The sequence below is a fragment of the Kitasatospora sp. NPDC047058 genome, from assembly GCF_040643935.1.
In the GTDB taxonomy this organism is placed as follows: Bacteria; Actinomycetota; Actinomycetes; order Streptomycetales; family Streptomycetaceae; genus Kitasatospora.
In genome coordinates this window covers 28,190-43,432 of the sequence record NZ_JBEYVJ010000029.1, presented here as the reverse complement: position 1 = coordinate 43,432, position 15,243 = coordinate 28,190, and the positions used below count along the sequence as shown (strand labels likewise).

General features: G+C 74.9%; 15 protein-coding genes. 7 read left to right on the top strand and 8 right to left on the bottom strand.

From position 1 onward, the window contains the following. Together ABZ885_RS07105 and ABZ885_RS07100 are read left to right on the top strand one after the other, a co-directional pair. Nucleotides 1–454 (top strand): hypothetical protein (locus tag ABZ885_RS07105; RefSeq protein WP_360184286.1); only part of this gene is annotated, 454 nt, incomplete at its 5' end. A 31-nt stretch (nt 455–485) separates the two neighbouring features. Continuing rightward, nucleotides 486–1,709, top strand: a complete 1,224-nt coding sequence (locus ABZ885_RS07100) for an NCS1 family nucleobase:cation symporter-1 (RefSeq protein ID WP_360184284.1) — start codon at nt 486–488, stop codon at nt 1,707–1,709. 226 nt (nt 1,710–1,935) lie between these two features. Here the strand turns inward: ABZ885_RS07100 and ABZ885_RS07095 are convergent, their stop codons facing one another. Next, nucleotides 1,936–3,174 carry a glycosyltransferase gene (locus tag ABZ885_RS07095; RefSeq protein ID WP_360184281.1) on the bottom strand — a complete coding sequence of 413 codons (1,239 nt, stop codon included), beginning with the start codon at nt 3,172–3,174 and terminating at the stop codon, nt 1,936–1,938. Nucleotides 3,175–3,315: 141 nt separating this feature from the next. Here ABZ885_RS07095 and ABZ885_RS07090 point away from each other — a divergent pair, with 141 nt between their 5' ends. Then, nucleotides 3,316–3,582, top strand: a complete 267-nt coding sequence (locus ABZ885_RS07090) for a GlsB/YeaQ/YmgE family stress response membrane protein (protein WP_360184279.1) — start codon at nt 3,316–3,318, stop codon at nt 3,580–3,582. 95 nt (nt 3,583–3,677) lie between these two features. Here ABZ885_RS07090 and ABZ885_RS07085 read toward each other — a convergent pair whose 3' ends face one another. From ABZ885_RS07085 to ABZ885_RS07065, 5 genes are all read right to left on the bottom strand, one after another. Beyond that, nucleotides 3,678–4,586, bottom strand: coding sequence for an ADP-ribosylglycohydrolase family protein (locus ABZ885_RS07085; RefSeq protein ID WP_360184276.1), 909 nt, complete (start codon nt 4,584–4,586; stop codon nt 3,678–3,680). A gap of 118 nt (nt 4,587–4,704) precedes the next feature. Next, nucleotides 4,705–5,292, bottom strand: a complete 588-nt coding sequence (locus ABZ885_RS07080) for a TetR family transcriptional regulator (protein WP_360184273.1) — start codon at nt 5,290–5,292, stop codon at nt 4,705–4,707. Nucleotides 5,293–5,460: 168 nt separating this feature from the next. Next, nucleotides 5,461–6,474, bottom strand: coding sequence for an aldo/keto reductase (locus ABZ885_RS07075; RefSeq protein WP_360184270.1), 1,014 nt, complete (start codon nt 6,472–6,474; stop codon nt 5,461–5,463). 128 nt (nt 6,475–6,602) lie between these two features. Then, on the bottom strand, nt 6,603–7,085 hold the full coding sequence (locus ABZ885_RS07070) for a (4Fe-4S)-binding protein (RefSeq protein WP_360184267.1): 483 nt from the start codon (nt 7,083–7,085) through the stop codon (nt 6,603–6,605). Next, on the bottom strand, nt 7,085–7,387 hold the full coding sequence (locus tag ABZ885_RS07065; protein ID WP_360184265.1) for a GNAT family N-acetyltransferase: 303 nt from the start codon (nt 7,385–7,387) through the stop codon (nt 7,085–7,087). The genes ABZ885_RS07070 and ABZ885_RS07065 overlap by 1 nt, the downstream gene beginning before the upstream one ends. Before the next feature lie 1,240 nt (nt 7,388–8,627). Between ABZ885_RS07065 and ABZ885_RS07060 the strand changes: the two genes are divergently transcribed. Next, a complete protein-coding gene (locus ABZ885_RS07060) occupies nt 8,628–10,154 on the top strand; it encodes a M20 family metallopeptidase (protein WP_360184262.1) in 1,527 nt (508 codons plus the stop codon). Between the two features lie 159 nt (nt 10,155–10,313). Here the strand turns inward: ABZ885_RS07060 and ABZ885_RS07055 are convergent, their stop codons facing one another. Next, entirely contained in the window at nt 10,314–11,102 is a 789-nt protein-coding gene (locus tag ABZ885_RS07055; RefSeq protein ID WP_360184259.1) for a winged helix-turn-helix domain-containing protein, read from the bottom strand. Between the two features lie 251 nt (nt 11,103–11,353). Here ABZ885_RS07055 and def point away from each other — a divergent pair, with 251 nt between their 5' ends. Next, the gene (gene def, locus ABZ885_RS07050) at nt 11,354–11,992 is read left to right on the top strand and encodes a peptide deformylase (protein WP_360184295.1); all 639 of its coding nucleotides are present in this window, start codon (nt 11,354–11,356) and stop codon (nt 11,990–11,992) included. 105 nt (nt 11,993–12,097) lie between these two features. Here def and ABZ885_RS07045 read toward each other — a convergent pair whose 3' ends face one another. After that, nucleotides 12,098–13,438 (bottom strand): MFS transporter, encoded by a 1,341-nt coding sequence (locus ABZ885_RS07045; RefSeq protein ID WP_360184257.1) that lies wholly within the window; start codon nt 13,436–13,438, stop codon nt 12,098–12,100. 392 nt (nt 13,439–13,830) lie between these two features. Between ABZ885_RS07045 and paaA the strand changes: the two genes are divergently transcribed. Continuing rightward, complete coding sequence (gene paaA, locus ABZ885_RS07040) at nt 13,831–14,949, top strand: 1,2-phenylacetyl-CoA epoxidase subunit PaaA (RefSeq protein ID WP_360184254.1); 1,119 nt, start codon at nt 13,831–13,833, stop codon at nt 14,947–14,949. Beyond that, entirely contained in the window at nt 14,946–15,239 is a 294-nt protein-coding gene (gene paaB, locus ABZ885_RS07035) for a 1,2-phenylacetyl-CoA epoxidase subunit PaaB (RefSeq protein ID WP_030056311.1), read from the top strand. Before paaA ends, paaB begins: the two co-directional genes overlap by 4 nt. The last annotated feature ends 4 nt before the right edge of the window (nt 15,240–15,243 follow it).

Below are 15,243 nucleotides of genomic sequence, written 5' to 3'. Positions count from 1 at the left end.
CGGCAAACACCCCGTCGGAACCGCCGGAGTGCTCGTTGCCGGCGCCGATGACAAACGGGCCGACGCTCTTTCTCAGCAGATCGAGAAGCTGGAGCGTGCCGTCATCCGCCACATGCGGGCCTATGCGCTTCTCGACGAGGATGACAGCGGTTCTCTGGAAGCCGAGTACAAGCAGACGTTGGCGGCGCTGAGGCAAGAGAAGGCCGACGCGTCAGCCGAGCTGGCTGAGCTCAGGAGCAAGGGGGCCACTGCTTCCACGCAGGCGAAAGCCCGTGGTGCCGCGCCTGCGGTCGCGCTGGGGCTCATCGATGAGTGGGACTCACTCCCTGTCGAGCGCCTGAACTCGCTACTCCGTAAGGTAGTTCGTGAGCTGCGGGTGTCTGAGTGCGGGGATGTGATCGTGGTTCCTGTGTGGGCACCCCTGGAGGAGAACAAGGCCTCTGACCTGGGCTGATTGAAGCGCAGCCCCATTTTGTCCTTTAGAAATGCTGCTAACAGGCCACGCGGGCACCAAGTACGGCATCCCGTTCCCGGTCTTCGCCCGTGCCGCCTTCGGCCTGCGCGGCGCCAACCTGCCGGCCCTCGTGCGGGCCGCCGTCGCCTGCGCCTGGTTCGGCATCCAGACCTGGATCGGCGGCGAGGGGATCTACCTCCTCGCCGGCAAGCTCTTCGGCGAATCCTGGCGCACGGCGGGCGAGTTCGGCGGCTACCCGTGGACGCAGTGGCTCTCCTTCCTGGTGTTCTGGCTGATCGAGATGGCCGTCATCGCCCGCGGCATGGAGACCCTGCGCCGCTTCGAGAACTGGGCCGCGCCGTTCGTCATCGTCGGCGCGCTCGCCCTGCTGGCCTGGATCACCGTCAAGGCGGGCGGCTTCGGCCCGCTGCTCGACCAGCCCTCCCGGCTCGGCTGGGACGGTGACTTCTGGAAGGTCTTCTTCCCTGCCCTGATGGGCATGATCGGGTTCTGGTCCACGCTCGCGCTCAACATCCCCGACTTCACCCGCTTCGGCGGCAGCCAGCGCGCCCAGATCCGCGGCCAGGCTCTCGGCCTGCCGACCACCATGACGCTGTTCGCGCTGCTCTCGGTGCTGGTCACCTCCGGCTCCCAGGCCGTCTACGGCGAGCCCGTCTGGGACCCGATCGCGCTCGCCGCCAAGATGGAGAACCCGGCCGGCATCCTGTTCGCCCTGCTGACCGTCCTCGTCGCCACCCTGTCCGTCAACATCGCCGCCAACGTCGTCTCGCCCGCCTACGACCTCGCCAACCTGCTGCCCCGGACCGTCGACTTCCGCAAGGGGGCGCTGGTCACGGGCGTCGTCGGGATCGCCATCCTCCCCTGGAAGCTGATCTCCGACCCGCACGTCTACATCTTCACCTGGCTCGGCGTGGTCGGCGGCCTGCTCGGGACCGTCGCCGGCATCCTCATCGCCGACTACTGGCTGCTGCGCGGCACCCGCCTCCACCTCGCCGGCCTCTACCGCCCGGGCGGGCCGTACTGGTACGCGGGCGGCTGGAACTGGCGTGCCGTCACGGCGCTGCTGGCCGGCGGTCTGCTGGCCGTCGGCGGCTCCCACGGCGGGCCGTTCCCGGACCGCGGCCTGGTGCCGGTGCTCAGGCCGCTCGCCGACTACGGGTGGGCGGTGGGGTTCGCGTCGGCCCTGGCGCTGTACGCGGGGCTCACCGCTGTGCGGCGGCCCGGACGGCATTGACCGGCTGACCCGGTGCTGACCGGTGCTGACTTGGCGCTGACCGGCTGACCGCGCTGCCTGGTGCCGCGTGTGCCGACCGTGCTGCCTGCGGTGACGGCTCGGTGCCCGTCCGCCCGGTGCCTGTCCGTCCCGGTGCCTGTCCGTCCCGGTGCCTGTCCGTCCCGATGCCTGTCCGTCCCGGTGCCCGTTGGCCCTGGTGCCGGGACCGCGGTGGACGGCGGCGCGTTCACCCTGCCAGGCGGTCGACGGCCGCGAGGACCTTCGCCGGGCCGTCCTCCCGGGCCAGCGCGGCGGCCACGGCCTGCGCGCGGGTGCGGTGGTGCGGGGTGTCGAGGGTCTGCCGGATCGCGGCGGTGAGACGGGCCGGGGTGAGGGCGGAGAACGGGACCGGGCCCGCGCTGGTGCCGAGGCGGGCGAGGCGGGCGGACCAGAAGGGGGCGTCGAGCTGGGCCGGGACGGGGACCGCCGGGGTGCCGGCGCGGAGGGTGGCGGCCGTGGTCCCGGCCCCGGCGTGGTGGACCACCGCGGCGCAGCGGGGGAAGAGCCACTCGTGCGGCGCGTCGTCGATCGTGAGGACGGTTTCGCCGTCCGGCGCGGCGAGACCGCTCCAGCCGGACTGCAGGACGCCGCGGACGCGCGCGCCGCGCAACGCCGCGAGGACGGTGGTGGTGAGCCGCTCCGGATCGGGCACGACCAGGCTGCCGAAGCCCACGAACACCGGCGGCGGTCCGGCGGCGAGGAAGTCGAGGAGCCGACGCGGGGGCTGCCAGCCGGGATCCGGGTGCGGCCACCAGTAGCCGGCGACGTCGAGTCCGGGGCGCCAGTCCGCCGGGCGCGGGACGACCACGGGGGAGAAGCCGTGCAGGACGGGGTGCCCGCGGCGGGCCCGGGCGATGCTGCGTGCCGGCAGGCCCAGCCGGCGCCGGAGCCGGCGGGCGGCGGGGGCGAACAGGCGGTCGGTGGCGGCCTGGACGGCGTGGCCGGCGACCAGGTTCCCGGTGCGGCCGAGTGACCGCGTGCCGGTGACGGCGGGGGCGAACTCCCGGGTGGGCGCCAGCGGTTGGAGGTGGAGGGCGAGAACGGGGATGCCGGCGGCCTCGGCGGCGACCTGGCCGAGTGCGGCGGTGGTGCTGGTGGTGAGGAGGAGGTCGGCGCCCTGCTCGGTGGCCGCGGCGATGCCGTCGCCGAGCGCGGGCATGAAAGCGCGTCCGAGGCGCAGGAGTTGGAGGATGCCGAGCGGTCCGGCGCCGGCCCGCAGGAGGCGTTGGCCGCCGGTGGAGGCGAGTTCGGCGCGCGGGTCGACGGGGAGGGCGCGGAACTCGAGACCGGCCGCACGGACGGTGTCGGCGAAGGTGATGTGGGTGGCGACGGTCACCTGATGGCCGGCCGCGCGCAGGCGGGCGCCGAGTCCGGTGAAGGGGGCCACGTCGCCCCGGGAGCCGGCGGTGGCGATCAGGATGCGCATGGCCGCAGTATCGCGGCGCAGGCCGTCCCGGGGGCGGGCGCCACGCCCGGTGCAGCGGAACCGCAGGGGCGTGCGGCCGCGTCCTCCGGTGCAGAGCGGCCCGGTCGGTCGGGACCGCCGCTGCGGAGGGTGGGAGGACGTATGGGCATCGTCGCGTGGATCGTGCTGGGCCTGGTGGCCGGGGCGCTGGCCAAGCTGCTGCTGCCGGGGAAGGACCCGGGCGGCCTGGTGGTGACCACCCTGATCGGCATCGCCGGGTCCTTCGTCGGCGGCTGGATCGCCTCGCACTTCCTGCACCGGCAGGTGACCGCGCACTTCTTCGACCTGGCCACCTGGGCGTCGGCGGTCGGCGGCGCGCTGGTGCTGCTGATCCTCTACCGGATCTTCTTCGGCAACTCCCGCAGGTGAGCCGCACGCCCCGTAGCCGGTCCGGACGCCGCGTCGTTCATTCGTCGGCCGAGTAGCCGGCGCGTGCGCCGTGTGGCCGGCCCGGCCGGGCGGCGTCAGACCTCGGCGACCCAAGCGGGGAGGTCCTCGCGGGCGGCCGGCCAGGCGGCGGGCACGTCCGCGAGCCCGGTCCGGGCGGCGACCACGCCGGCGGCGATGGCGCAGGTGGTGTCCATGTCGCCCCAGCCTTCCAGGGTGTGCCAGAGCGCCTCGGGCAGCGAGTCCAGGTGTCCGGCGGCGGACCAGAGGGCGAACGGGACGGTGTCCGCGGCGGAGATCGCCAGGCCCGAGCCGAGCACGGTCGCGGCGTGCCGCACGCTGGTGTGCCCCGGGAGGCGGGCGGCGATCCGGAGCCCGGAGCGGACGTCGCCGTCGGGCAGCCGGCCGGCCACCTCGGTCAGCAACTCGCCCCGGGTGGGCGGGCGTCGGCCGCGACTGCGGGCGGCGAGCGCCGCCGCCAGGGCGACCGCGACCGCGCCGGCCACCGCCTCCGGGTGGAAGTGCGTGGTGCGCGCCTGGAGTTCGGCCTGCCGGGCTACGACGCCCAGGCCCTCCCCGGCGAACCAGGCGCCGAGCGGTGCGACGCGCATCGCGGCGCCGTTCCCGTGCGAACCCTGGCCGCCGAACTGCCCTGCGGTGACGGCCCGCCAGTCGGCGCCGCCGTCGATCTCGCGGAGCACGCGGTGCATGGACGGACCGTACTTGCGGCCGTAGTGGGCCGTGTACTCGGCCGCGAACTCCCGGGCCAGCGCGTCCTGCACCACCTCGCCCTCACGGACCAGGTGGCGCACCAGGACGAGACCCATCGCGGTGTCGTCCGTCCAGTGCCAGGGCGCCGGCCGGGGCTGCCGGGCCGCCAGGGCCGCGGGCGCCTCGTCGGGCGGGACGGAGAACCAGCGGTCGCCGAAGGCGTCGCCGAGGGCGAGCCCGTGCAGGCTGTCCAGGGCAGGGCCGGTGGCGCGCATGTCATCCTCCATGTGAGATCAACTGTGCGCGCCAGTCTGCCGGGCGGCGGTGCCCGCGGGCCAACGGATTATCCGGGGCGGGGGCTTGCGGCGGCCCCCGCCGTCCGGACCGGGGAGGTTACGCGGCGCGGAGCCCGCCGAGGATCAGCTTCCAGAGGGCCTCGAACCGCTCCTGGGCGTGCGGGTCGGCCCACTCGCCGGCGTACGCGGGATCGTGGAAGTGGGCGGTCGCCTCGAAGACGGCGCGGGCGGTCGAACCGGTGTGGGTGAGCTTGAACTCCTTGGTCTCGACGCCGTCCTGGATGATCTGGCCGATCTGGCCGACCAGGGTGTCCAGGTGCTTCTCGACCGTGCTGCTGGTCTCGGAGACCAGCGTCATGTACGTCGCGAACAACTGCGGGTCGTCGAGCGCCTTCTTCCGCTTGGCGGCGAACAGCGTCTCCAGCCAGCGGTGCAGTCGCTCCTCCGCGGGGCCGGGCTCGGTGGCGATGAACTGCAGGGCGTAGTGGGCCTGGTCGAGCCAGCGTTGGGTGACGGCCTCGCGCAGCGCCGCCTTGCTCGGGAAGAAGCGGTAGACGCTGCTGTGGCTGACGCCGAGGGTGCGGGCGACGTCCACGACGGTCGCCTTGGCCGGGCCGAACCGCCTGAGGACGTCCTCCGTCGCGCTCAGGATCTGCTCGGGGGTGAGTGCGCTTTCCGTGGTCACGGCGGGGTACGTCCTTACGGTGGTGCGCCCGCCGCCGGGGCGGTGGACGGTGCTGCGGGTGGGGAGTCGTGGGGCTGGGGCTCGTGCGGCTGGGTGGTGCGGGTCCTGCTGCGGGGTCGGACGGCCCGCCCCGGCGCCGCGAACGGGCGGCCGGGGCGGGTGTCGCGGTCAGTGCTCGCTGTCGAGATGGGCCATCTGAGCGGCAGCGTACCGGTCCCCGGCGGCGGACCCGGCGGGCACCGCGGCCTCGATCGCGGCGAGGTCGGCGGCGGAGAGCGTGACGTCCAGGGCGCCGAGGGCCTCGGTGAGCCGGTCCCGGCGGCGGGCGCCGACCAGCGGGACGATGTCCTCGCCGCGCGAGGCGACCCAGGCGATCGCGACCTGGGCGACGCCGGCCCCCCGCTCGGCGGCGACGGTGCGCAGCGCCTCGACGAGTTCGAGGTTGTGGGTGAGGTTCTCGCCCTGGAAGCGCGGGCTGTGGCCGCGGAAGTCATTGCCGGCCAGGGCGCGCTCGTTGTTCCAGTGGCCGCTGAGCAGGCCGCGCGACAGCACTCCGTAGGCGGTGATCCCGATGCCCAACTCGCGTGCGGTGGGCAGGATCTCGGCCTCGACGGAACGCGAGATGAGCGAGTACTCGATCTGCAGGTCGCTGATCGGGTGGACGGCGGCGGCCCGGCGCAGGGTGTCGGCGCCGACCTCGGAGAGGCCGATGTGCCGGACGTACCCGGCCTTGACCAGGTCGGCGATCGCGCCGACGGTCTCCTCGACCGGCACGTTCGGGTCGAGGCGGGCCGGGCGGTAGATGTCGATGTAGTCGGTGCGCAGGCGGCGCAGCGTGTAGGCGAGGGCGGTCTTGGTGGCGGCCGGACTGGCGTTGTAGCCGAGCCACTGGCCGTCGGGGCTGCGCTGGGCGCCGAACTTCACGCTGATCTGCACGCTCTCGCGGTCGCGCCCGCGCAGGGCGTCGTGGATCAGCAGTTCGTTGTGGCCCATGCCGTAGAAGTCGCCGGTGTCGAGCAGGGTGAGGCCGGCGTCGAGCGCGGCGTGGATGGTGGCGATGCTCTCCGCCTCGTCGGCCGGGCCGTAGAGGTCTGACATGCCCATGCAGCCAAGGCCGAGGATGGAGGTGGTGGGGCCGGTGGAGCCGAGGGCTCGCCGGGCGATCCGGGGGGTGGTGGACATGGGGCGCTCCTGGCGGGGAGGGGGCGAGGGGGCGGGAGGGGAAGGGTGGCCGAGTTCAACTATGGCGCGACGACTGACAGAATTCAAAATCTGTCAGTCGTCATCTGATATCTGATATCTGTCTTTTGTCATCTGTCGGCGGCCCGGCCTCCGCCGTCGGCGTCGCCCTCCTCCTCCGCCCCGCCGCACGGCCCGCTCCGGTCGCAGTACGGCTGACCAGCGCTGCGCCCGCAGCCGCACAACATCGCCCGCGGCGTCTCCCGGACCGCGCCCTCCGCGTCCGTCACCCGCAGGTCCCCGCGCAGCAGCAGCCGCCCGTCCGGCAACCGCCGGACCGAGGTCGGCCGGTCCGGTACCTCTGTCCCGCCGCCCGCCAGCCGGTATCGGAGCGCGCCCGTCGGACAGCGCCGGACCACCTCGGCGAGCACCCCCGGCTCCGCCGCGTCCGGCATGATCCACGGCCGTCGCGTCGTGTCGAACACCGACGGCAGCCCGTGCACGCACTCGGCCGCGTGCCGGCAGACCTGCGGATCGAAGGTCACCGCGATCCCTGCGGCCTCGTACGTCCTCGCGGCCGGGCGGCGGGGCCCGGCACCCTCCCTGCCGCCCATCAGTCGCGCACCCGGCTGCGGTTCTCGTACGCGAGCTCCAGGTGCTCGGGGTGGCGCAGCATCCACGCCTTGATGAAGGGGCACGTCGCCAGCACCGGCAGCGCGCGCCGGCGGGCGTCGTCCAAGGCGGCCCGGGCCAGCGCGCTGCCGATCCCCTGTCCCTCGTAGGCCGGCTCCACCTCGGTGTGCGGGTAGACGACCAGGTGGTCGCTGCGCAGGTACTCGGCGAAGCCGGCGAGGGTGTCGTCCACCCGGGCCTCGAAGCGGCTGTTGGCTTCGGCGTCGCGTACCGTGACGGTCATCGGAGGCTCCTCGCTGCCGGACGCGGAGCCGGGGACGGCCCCGGTCCATCATCGAGCGCCGCCCGCCGCCCCGCCCGTCGACGCACTCGGCACACCGGGGCGCCCGGCCGGGGTCGGCGGTCGGTGTCCGGGTAGCCGTCGTGCTCGGGTATCCGACGTAGGTGAGCCCACCGCCCGGCGCCGGCGGTCTCGGGTAGAGGTCCAGGACGTGCCGGACCCGGGCCGGCTCGAAGTCGGCGAACCGCGGGTCCGTCTCGACCGCGTGCAAACGGTCACCAGGGCGCAGTACTTGGGCCGGCCGACGGGGCAGCCACCCCGGTCCCGGCACCGACCTCCAGTGCCGACCGCGCCCGGTCCGGACGGCCAACCAGCGGGACCGCCAAGGCGTTCACCTCGCTGGCCCGCTCGGTGCCTGCGCAGCGCCTCGGCCAGGAACAGCCGGGCCTGACGGGGAGGAGCTGGGGAGGAGGCGGAGGCGCTCACCGGACCGGGAGGCCGATGCGGCAGAGGCACCGCCCACACCATCACCGTCCGTCCACCCTCCACCCTCCACCCTCCACCCTCCACCCTCCACCTCCCTCCCTCTCTTCCTCCCTCCGCCCAACGTCATCGCCCGCCGCGTCACCGCACACGAACCACCTTCCACGCCACCCCGCCGCACGACCCGTCACCTGGTACCGAGCGTTGAGACGCTGTCACCCATCCGGCGTGGAAATGCCGTGCCTTGGCCGTTTGCGCTGCCGAACCCGGGCGACGGGTCCATGGTGGAGTTGGGCGCGATCCGGCGACCGCGCTCGCGCGCCGACCCAGGCCCGCGCGCCGTACGCCCGCCACCGATCGAAGGCGGGCGCCCGAGGCGGGCCCGGCCTCCGGCACGCTGGGAGCAGGGCCACCTCGCAGGAAACCGAACGGTTCTTCTAGGCTCACATCTCGGCTTCCCTGCAGCGGTGCAGTCACTGCGCCTGCCGCTTCGAAGCCGCCGTCCACGGGGCTCCGGGCCGACCGGGGCCACCGGATCGAGCGAGGAGGACGCAATGCCAAGCACGCCGCCCAGCCGTTCCACCGCACTTGGGCCAGACGGGCCGTCCCGGCGGGCCCCACGTGCCGCCGGATCCGCCCGACCCGGCTGGGCCGGGCAGCCGGGCTGGTCCGGCCGGCCGGTGCGGCCGCTGAATACCGGCGGCGGCCGCGGAGGCGAGCGTTGAGTCCCCAAGCCGTCCGGCCCCCGGCCGGACCGACCGTGACCACCGAACCCGTGCGCACCCCGGCCGACGGCCCGGCCCCCACGTCCGGCCCGGCGTCCGCGCCTTCCCCGGCCGTCACCGCGAGTGTCGTCACCGCCTCCGCCGTCACTGCGAGTGCCGTCAACGCCCCAACCGTCACCGCGAGTGCCGTCAATACCCCCGCGCTCACCGGGGGTGGCGGCACGATGGTGGCCGGGGTGGCGGTCCCGGTCGCCGCCACAACGTCCCCCAAGGCGCCCGTCACAGTCCCCGCCGCAGTGCCCGCCGCACTACCCGCCGCAGCCTCTGCCGCAGTCCCGACCGCGGGCCCGTCCGTCACCGACGGCGACGGCCAACCCGGCCCCACCGCAGCCCTCCCCGGACTGCCCCAGGCCCTCAGCTCCCGGGCCCGCGCCCTCGCCGGCGCCGTCCGGCGCCGCTGCGCCGACCTCGCCCGGATCGAGTCGCCCAGTGGAGACGCACCCCGACTCAACGCCCTCGCCGAGGAGTTGGCCGCCGGGTTCCGCGCCACCGGCGCCACCGTCCACCGCGAGCCCGGCCCGGCCGGCGACCACCTGGTGCTGCAGTGGGACGGCCAGGACGAGAGCCTGCCGCACCTTCTCCTGGTCGGCCACCACGACACCGTCTGGCCGGCCGGCATCCTCAACGACTGGCCGGTCACCGAACAGGACGGCACCCTCAGCGGCCCGGGCGTCGTCGACATGAAGGGCGGACTCGCCGCCCTGGAAGGCGCGTTCGCCCTGCTCGCCGACCTCGGCCAGTGCCCGCACCGAACGGTGCGGCTGGTCGTGGTCTCGGACGAGGAGGTCGGCAGCCCCGACGGCCGCCGCCTGGTCGAACGCCAACTGCGCGGAGCGGCAGCAGTCCTGGGCCTCGAACCGCCCCACCCGGACGGCCGGCTCAAGACCGCCCGCCGCGGCAGCACCCGGGTGCGGCTCACCGTCACCGGGCGCGAGGCACACGCCGGGAACGACGCGGCCCAGGGCGTCTCCGCGGTGGACGAGCTCGTCGACCAGCTGGTCGCGGTACGGGGAATCGCGGGCCAGCCCGGCACCGAACTCAACGCCGGCCGGATCAGCGGCGGCACCCGGGCCAACGTGATCGCCGGGCGCGCCGAGGCCGAGCTGGGCCTGCGCTTCGCCACCGCCGAGGCACAGCGCCGCACGCTCGACCACCTGGCCCGGCTCACCGCGCTGCGCCCGGGGGCCAGAGTCCGGACGGAGGTGCTCTCCAGCCGCCCCGCCTGGCCCGAGCGCTCCGCCAACCCCCTGCTGCGGCACGTCCGTTCCCTGGCCGCGGTGCTGGGACAGCAGCTGGACGGCGCCCCGGCCGGTGGGGCCGGGGACACCAACCTGCCGGGGTCGCGCGGTCTGCCGACGCTGGACGGTTTCGGCGCGGTCGGTGCCGGGGCGCACGCCCGGCACGAGCACATCCGGATCGACCAGCTGGCCCCCCGGATCGCCTTGCTGGCCGCGCTCCTCGCCGTACCGCTGCCACGCCTGCGGGATCGTTCGGAGGGCTGACGCGCTCCGGGCCCTCCCCGGCGCATCCCCGGGTTCCCCGCTTACGGGCCCGCCGTCCGGCACCATCCGGACGGCGGGCCCGCGGTCGTCCGCGCGGTCCCGGGATGAGTCGCCTCCCGAGGCCCGTCGTCCAGTCAGGGCAGGGCTCGGCCGGGACCGCTACGGCTGTCGGTCGTCCGCGGCCGGGTGGTCGAGCAGCGGGAAGAGGCGGGTGACGGCGGCGACCGGACGGGTGCCGGGGCCGGGCCCGCGCCGCCGGTAGGGGGCGAGCAGGGCGCGGACGGCGGCGCCCAGGTCGGCCAGTTCCTCGGGGGTGAGGTGGAGGACGTCGCTGGACGCCTCGTCGCGCTGCCACTCGGCGGGGGCCTGGCGACGCAGGGCGAGCCACTGGCGGTAGCTGGTGTCCTCGAGGTCCTCCGCGAGGTCGCCGGCCAGGCCGTTCGCCAGCCGCCGCGAGGGTGCGGGCGGCGTGACGGCGGGGGAGGCCGTGAGCGCGGCGGGGGCAGCCACGGGGCCGGTGGTGCCGGCACCCGCCGGCAGCGTCCCCTCCCAGCGCAGCCGCCACGGCCGCGAGCGGCCGTCGACGGTGGGCGCCTCCTCGATCAGGCCGTAGCGGGCGAGCTGGCGCAGGTGGAACGAGCAGGTGCCGGAACTCTGGTGCAGGTGCTGGGCGGCCTGGTTGGACGTGATCTTGCCCCACTCGGCGATCAGGTCGAGCAGCGCGAGCCGGACCGGGTGGAGCGGCAGCGGCCGGTTCGGCGGAGTCTCCAGCGGCCTCGGCCGCGGGCCCTCCGCAGGGCTCGCGGGGCCGGCGGCGGCCCCCCAGGGCTCCGCGGCCCCCTCTGGCCCCTCGGCCCCCTCGGGCCGCGCGGGACCATCGGGCTCCGTGGCCCCCGCCGCGTGTAGGGGGAGCGCGGGTCCGGTCGGCGGCGTCTTGTCGGTGGTCACTTTGCAAAGATGCCTGTTTGCAAAGTTCCTGGCAAGCCGCTGCACGGTCTTTGTCCCGGTTCAGGATGATTCGTCGGCAGTTCCTTGCCCGCCTGCTGTTTGCAAAGTGGCACTTTGCAAAGTATGGATAGGTGAACCCGCATCGAACCGAAGCGGACCGAAGGCCACGAGAGCGGAGTTCGACCATGGCTGAGCAGCAGCCGACGCACACCCGGCCCCGTACCTCCCGGAGTCCGGTCCGAGGGTCGGTGATGCTGCAGGGCGCACCGGTGGACGGCTATCCGGAGGTGCCCCCGCAGGCGCTGCGCGGAGAGGTGCGACGGATCACCGTGGTCGGTGAGGAGGTGCTGCACCGCTGGTGCCGGGCGGTGTCCGAGGAGGAGTTCGGCACGCCGGGCCTGGCGAGGCTGGTGGACGACATGTTCGCCGCGATGTGGGTCGCCGAGGGTGCCGGCCTCGCCGCCAACCAGATCGGCGTGGACCTCCAGGTGTTCGTCTGGGACTGCCTGGACGAGGACGGGGTGCGGCACGTCGGCCACATCCTCAACCCGGAGCTGGACGACCTGCCCGCGGACGCCCGCCGGCTGGCCGAGGCGGAGGAGGGCTGCCTGTCCGTCCCCGGTCCCCACATGGAGCTGGCGCGCCCCGACCGCGCCGTGGTCCGCGGCCGCGACCTGGACGGCCGCCCGCTGGTGGTCGAGGGCCGGGGCTACTTCGCCCGCTGCCTCCAGCACGAGACCGACCACCTCCACGGCGGCCTCTACCTCGACCGGCTCTCGACCCGGGCCCGCCGCACCGCGCTGCGCCGGATGGAGGACCGCAAGGAGCAGGTGTTCGCGCAGCGCGCCGCCCGCGCCGAGCGGCTGGCCGGCCTGCGCCCGTCGGTATGACCGGCCCGGCAACCCACGGCACTCCGGCTTGTGGCCTCGCCGACCCGGTCCGCCCGGCCTGCCGGCCCTTGAAGGCCGCCTCGCCGTGACCTCCGGCAGCCGGCCTCACGGCCGGCATGCCCGGCCGTCGGCCGTCGGCGGCGTTGCGTGCGGTGCGGCCATGGCGCCGGTCGACACCGCGCAGATCGCGAGGACCACGGCCACGGCGGCCACCCCGCAGAACGTCGCCCGCAGGCCGGTCGCGGAGGCGGCGAGGCCCACGGCCGCGGGTCCGACCAGGAAGCCGGCGTAGCCCACCGACGTCACCACCGCCAGCGAGGAGGAGCGCACCTCGGGCCGGGCGAGCGCCCCGGCCAGGGACAGGATCGTCGGAGCGCACACCGACGTCCCCAGTCCGGCGACGACCAGTCCGGCCAGCATCTCCCGCCCGTCGCGTGCCGCCGCGGCGCCCAGCGTGCCCGCGGCGCCCACCAGCGCTCCGAGGACCAGGAGCCGGCGGTGCGCCAGCCGCGACGCCAGCCCGTGCCCGGCCAACCGCCCCGCCGTCGCGGACGCCGCGAAGACCACCGGACCGGCGGCGCTCGCGCCCGCCCCGAGATGGAACTCGGAGCGCAGCATCACCGCGCTCCAGCTCTGCCAGGCGTTCTCCACCAGGAACGCCAGCGCGCAGAGCAGCCCGAGCACGAGCAGCGGACGGCTCGCCACCCGGCGCGGCGCCTCTTGCCCGCCCCGGCCCGGGGACCGCGCCACCCGCCCGCCCCGGCCCGCCGCGCGTCCGGCCCGGTCTGCCCTCCGCCTGTCCCGGCTCAGCACCCGCCCGCCAGGCTCCCCGCCGTCGCCGGACAGCCCGATCACGGTGGCCGCGCCGGCCAGCAGTGCGGCCGCCACAGCCAGGAGGCTGCCCGCCCCCACCCCGCGGCCCAGCCCGAACCCGGTCGCGAGCGCTCCCAGCACCACCGCGGCCGAGAAGCACGCATGGGCCGCGTTCAGCAAGCGCCCCGACCGGCTCTCCTCGGCGCTCGCCATCGCGTTGACGGCCACGTCCACCGCCCCGGACGCCGCGCCCAGTACGGCGAGCGCCGCCATCAGCTGGGGCCCTCCCGTGGCCAGGCCCGTCAGTACCGCCGCCACCGCCATGGACAGCAGGCAGGCCGCCACGGCCCACGTGCCGTAACGGTCCACCGCCGCGCCGGCCGGACGCATCGTGCAGAGCGCCCCGAGGCCGATCATCAGGACCGCGACGCCCAGCTCGCCGTCGCCCACCCCGGCCCGCGCCTGGACCTCCGGCACCAGCGCACCCCAGGTGCCCCAGAACACCCCGAACACGCCGAACCCGACCAGCACCCGAGCCCGGCCGCCGCCGCCCCGGCCCTGGCCCCGACCCCGGGCCCGCGCCACGACCCGGCCCGGCGTCCCTCCCCGGGTGTGCGCCCGCGCTCGCCCCATCGCGACCAGCCTCCCACCGACTCGCCCGGCGTCGCGATGGTTCCCGGCAGGACCGCCCCCACCCGGCCGACCCCCGGCGCCGGGACCGCGCACGGGGGCACGGCCCGCCCGTGCCCGTGCACCGGTCGCCCGCGTGGGGGACCCCTGCAGGCGCCCCCGCGGCGGTGTCCCGGCACGGATGCCCGCCGCAGCGTGGCGGGCGTGGGGTCGGGCAGGCGGGCCGCCGGTGACCGGCTGGCGATCGATTCCGGCCACAACCGGGGCCTGCGTCCCTTGTCAGGCCGCCGTCCCGGTGCGCACAATGGAACCGACCGAACGGTCAGTCGGTAGCGTGGGTGACGGCAGAGCCGGTCCGCGCCGCACGACGCTGGCCGTCACGCGCACGCCGCAGGATGCGAGAGGGGACCGTGGTGACAACAGAGGTGGCCGACCCGGTCCCCGCGCAGGCGCTGGAGGAGCGGTTCGAGGCGGTGGTCGCCGCCGAGCAGCGGATCGAACCCCGGGACTGGATGCCCGACGCCTACCGGGCCACCCTGATCCGCCAGATCGCCCAGCATGCGCACTCCGAGATCATCGGCATGCAGCCCGAGGGCAACTGGCTCACCCGGGCCCCGTCGCTGCGCCGCAAGGCGATCCTGCTGGCCAAGGCCCAGGACGAGGCCGGCCACGGCCTCTACCTCTACGCCGCCGCCGAGACCCTCGGCGTGGACCGGGCCGAGCTGACCGAGAAGCTGATCTCCGGCCGGCAGAAGTACTCCTCGATCTTCAACTACCCGACGCTCACCTTCGCCGACGTCGGCGTGATCGGCTGGCTGGTCGACGGCGCCGCGATCTGCAACCAGGTGCCGCTCTGCCGTTGCAGCTACGGCCCGTACGCCCGCGCCATGGTCCGGATCTGCAAGGAGGAGTCGTTCCACCAGCGCCAGGGCTACGAGCTGCTGATGACGCTGATGCGCGGCACCGATGCGCAGCGCAGGATGGTCCAGGACGCGGTGGACCGCTGGTGGTGGCCGTCGCTGATGATGTTCGGCCCCTCGGACGGGGACTCGCCGAACACCGCCCGCTCGATGGCCTGGCGGATCAAGCGGCACACCAACGACGAGCTGCGCCGGCGGTTCGTCGACATGACCGTCCCGCAGGCCGAGCACCTCGGCGTCACCCTCCCGGATCCTGAGCTGCGCTGGAACGAGGAGCGCGGCGGCTGGGACTTCGGTGAGCCGGACTGGTCCGAGCTGACCCGGGTCATCCACGGCCAGGGCCCGTGCAACGCCCAGCGGATCGACCGCCGCCGCGCCGCCCACGAGGACGGCGCCTGGGTCCGCGAGGCGGCCACCGCCTACGCGGAGAAGCGCCGCACCGAGGCCGGGCGCCTCTCGGAGGCCTCGCACGAGGCGGAGACGCCGAACGAGGCGGAGGCGTCGCACGACGCGGAAGCCCCGCTCCGGGCGGAAGCCGAAGCCCAGCACCACGCGGAAGCAGTGCACCACGCGGAAGAGGAGAACGGAAAGTGACCGAGTCCAAGGCCGGCTGGCCGCTGTACGAGGTGTTCGTGCGCCCCCGGCGCGGGCTGAACCACGTCCACGTCGGCTCGCTGCACGCGGCCGACGACCGGATGGCGCTGCTCGCCGCCCGCGACCTCTACACCCGGCGCAACGAGGGCGTCAGCCTCTGGGTGGTCCGCTCCGACGCGATCACCGCCTCCACCCCGGACGAGCGGGACCCGTTCTTCGAGCCGAGCGGTGACAAGGTCTACCGCCACCCGACCTTCTACGACATCCCCGAGGATGTCCCGCACATCTGACGGG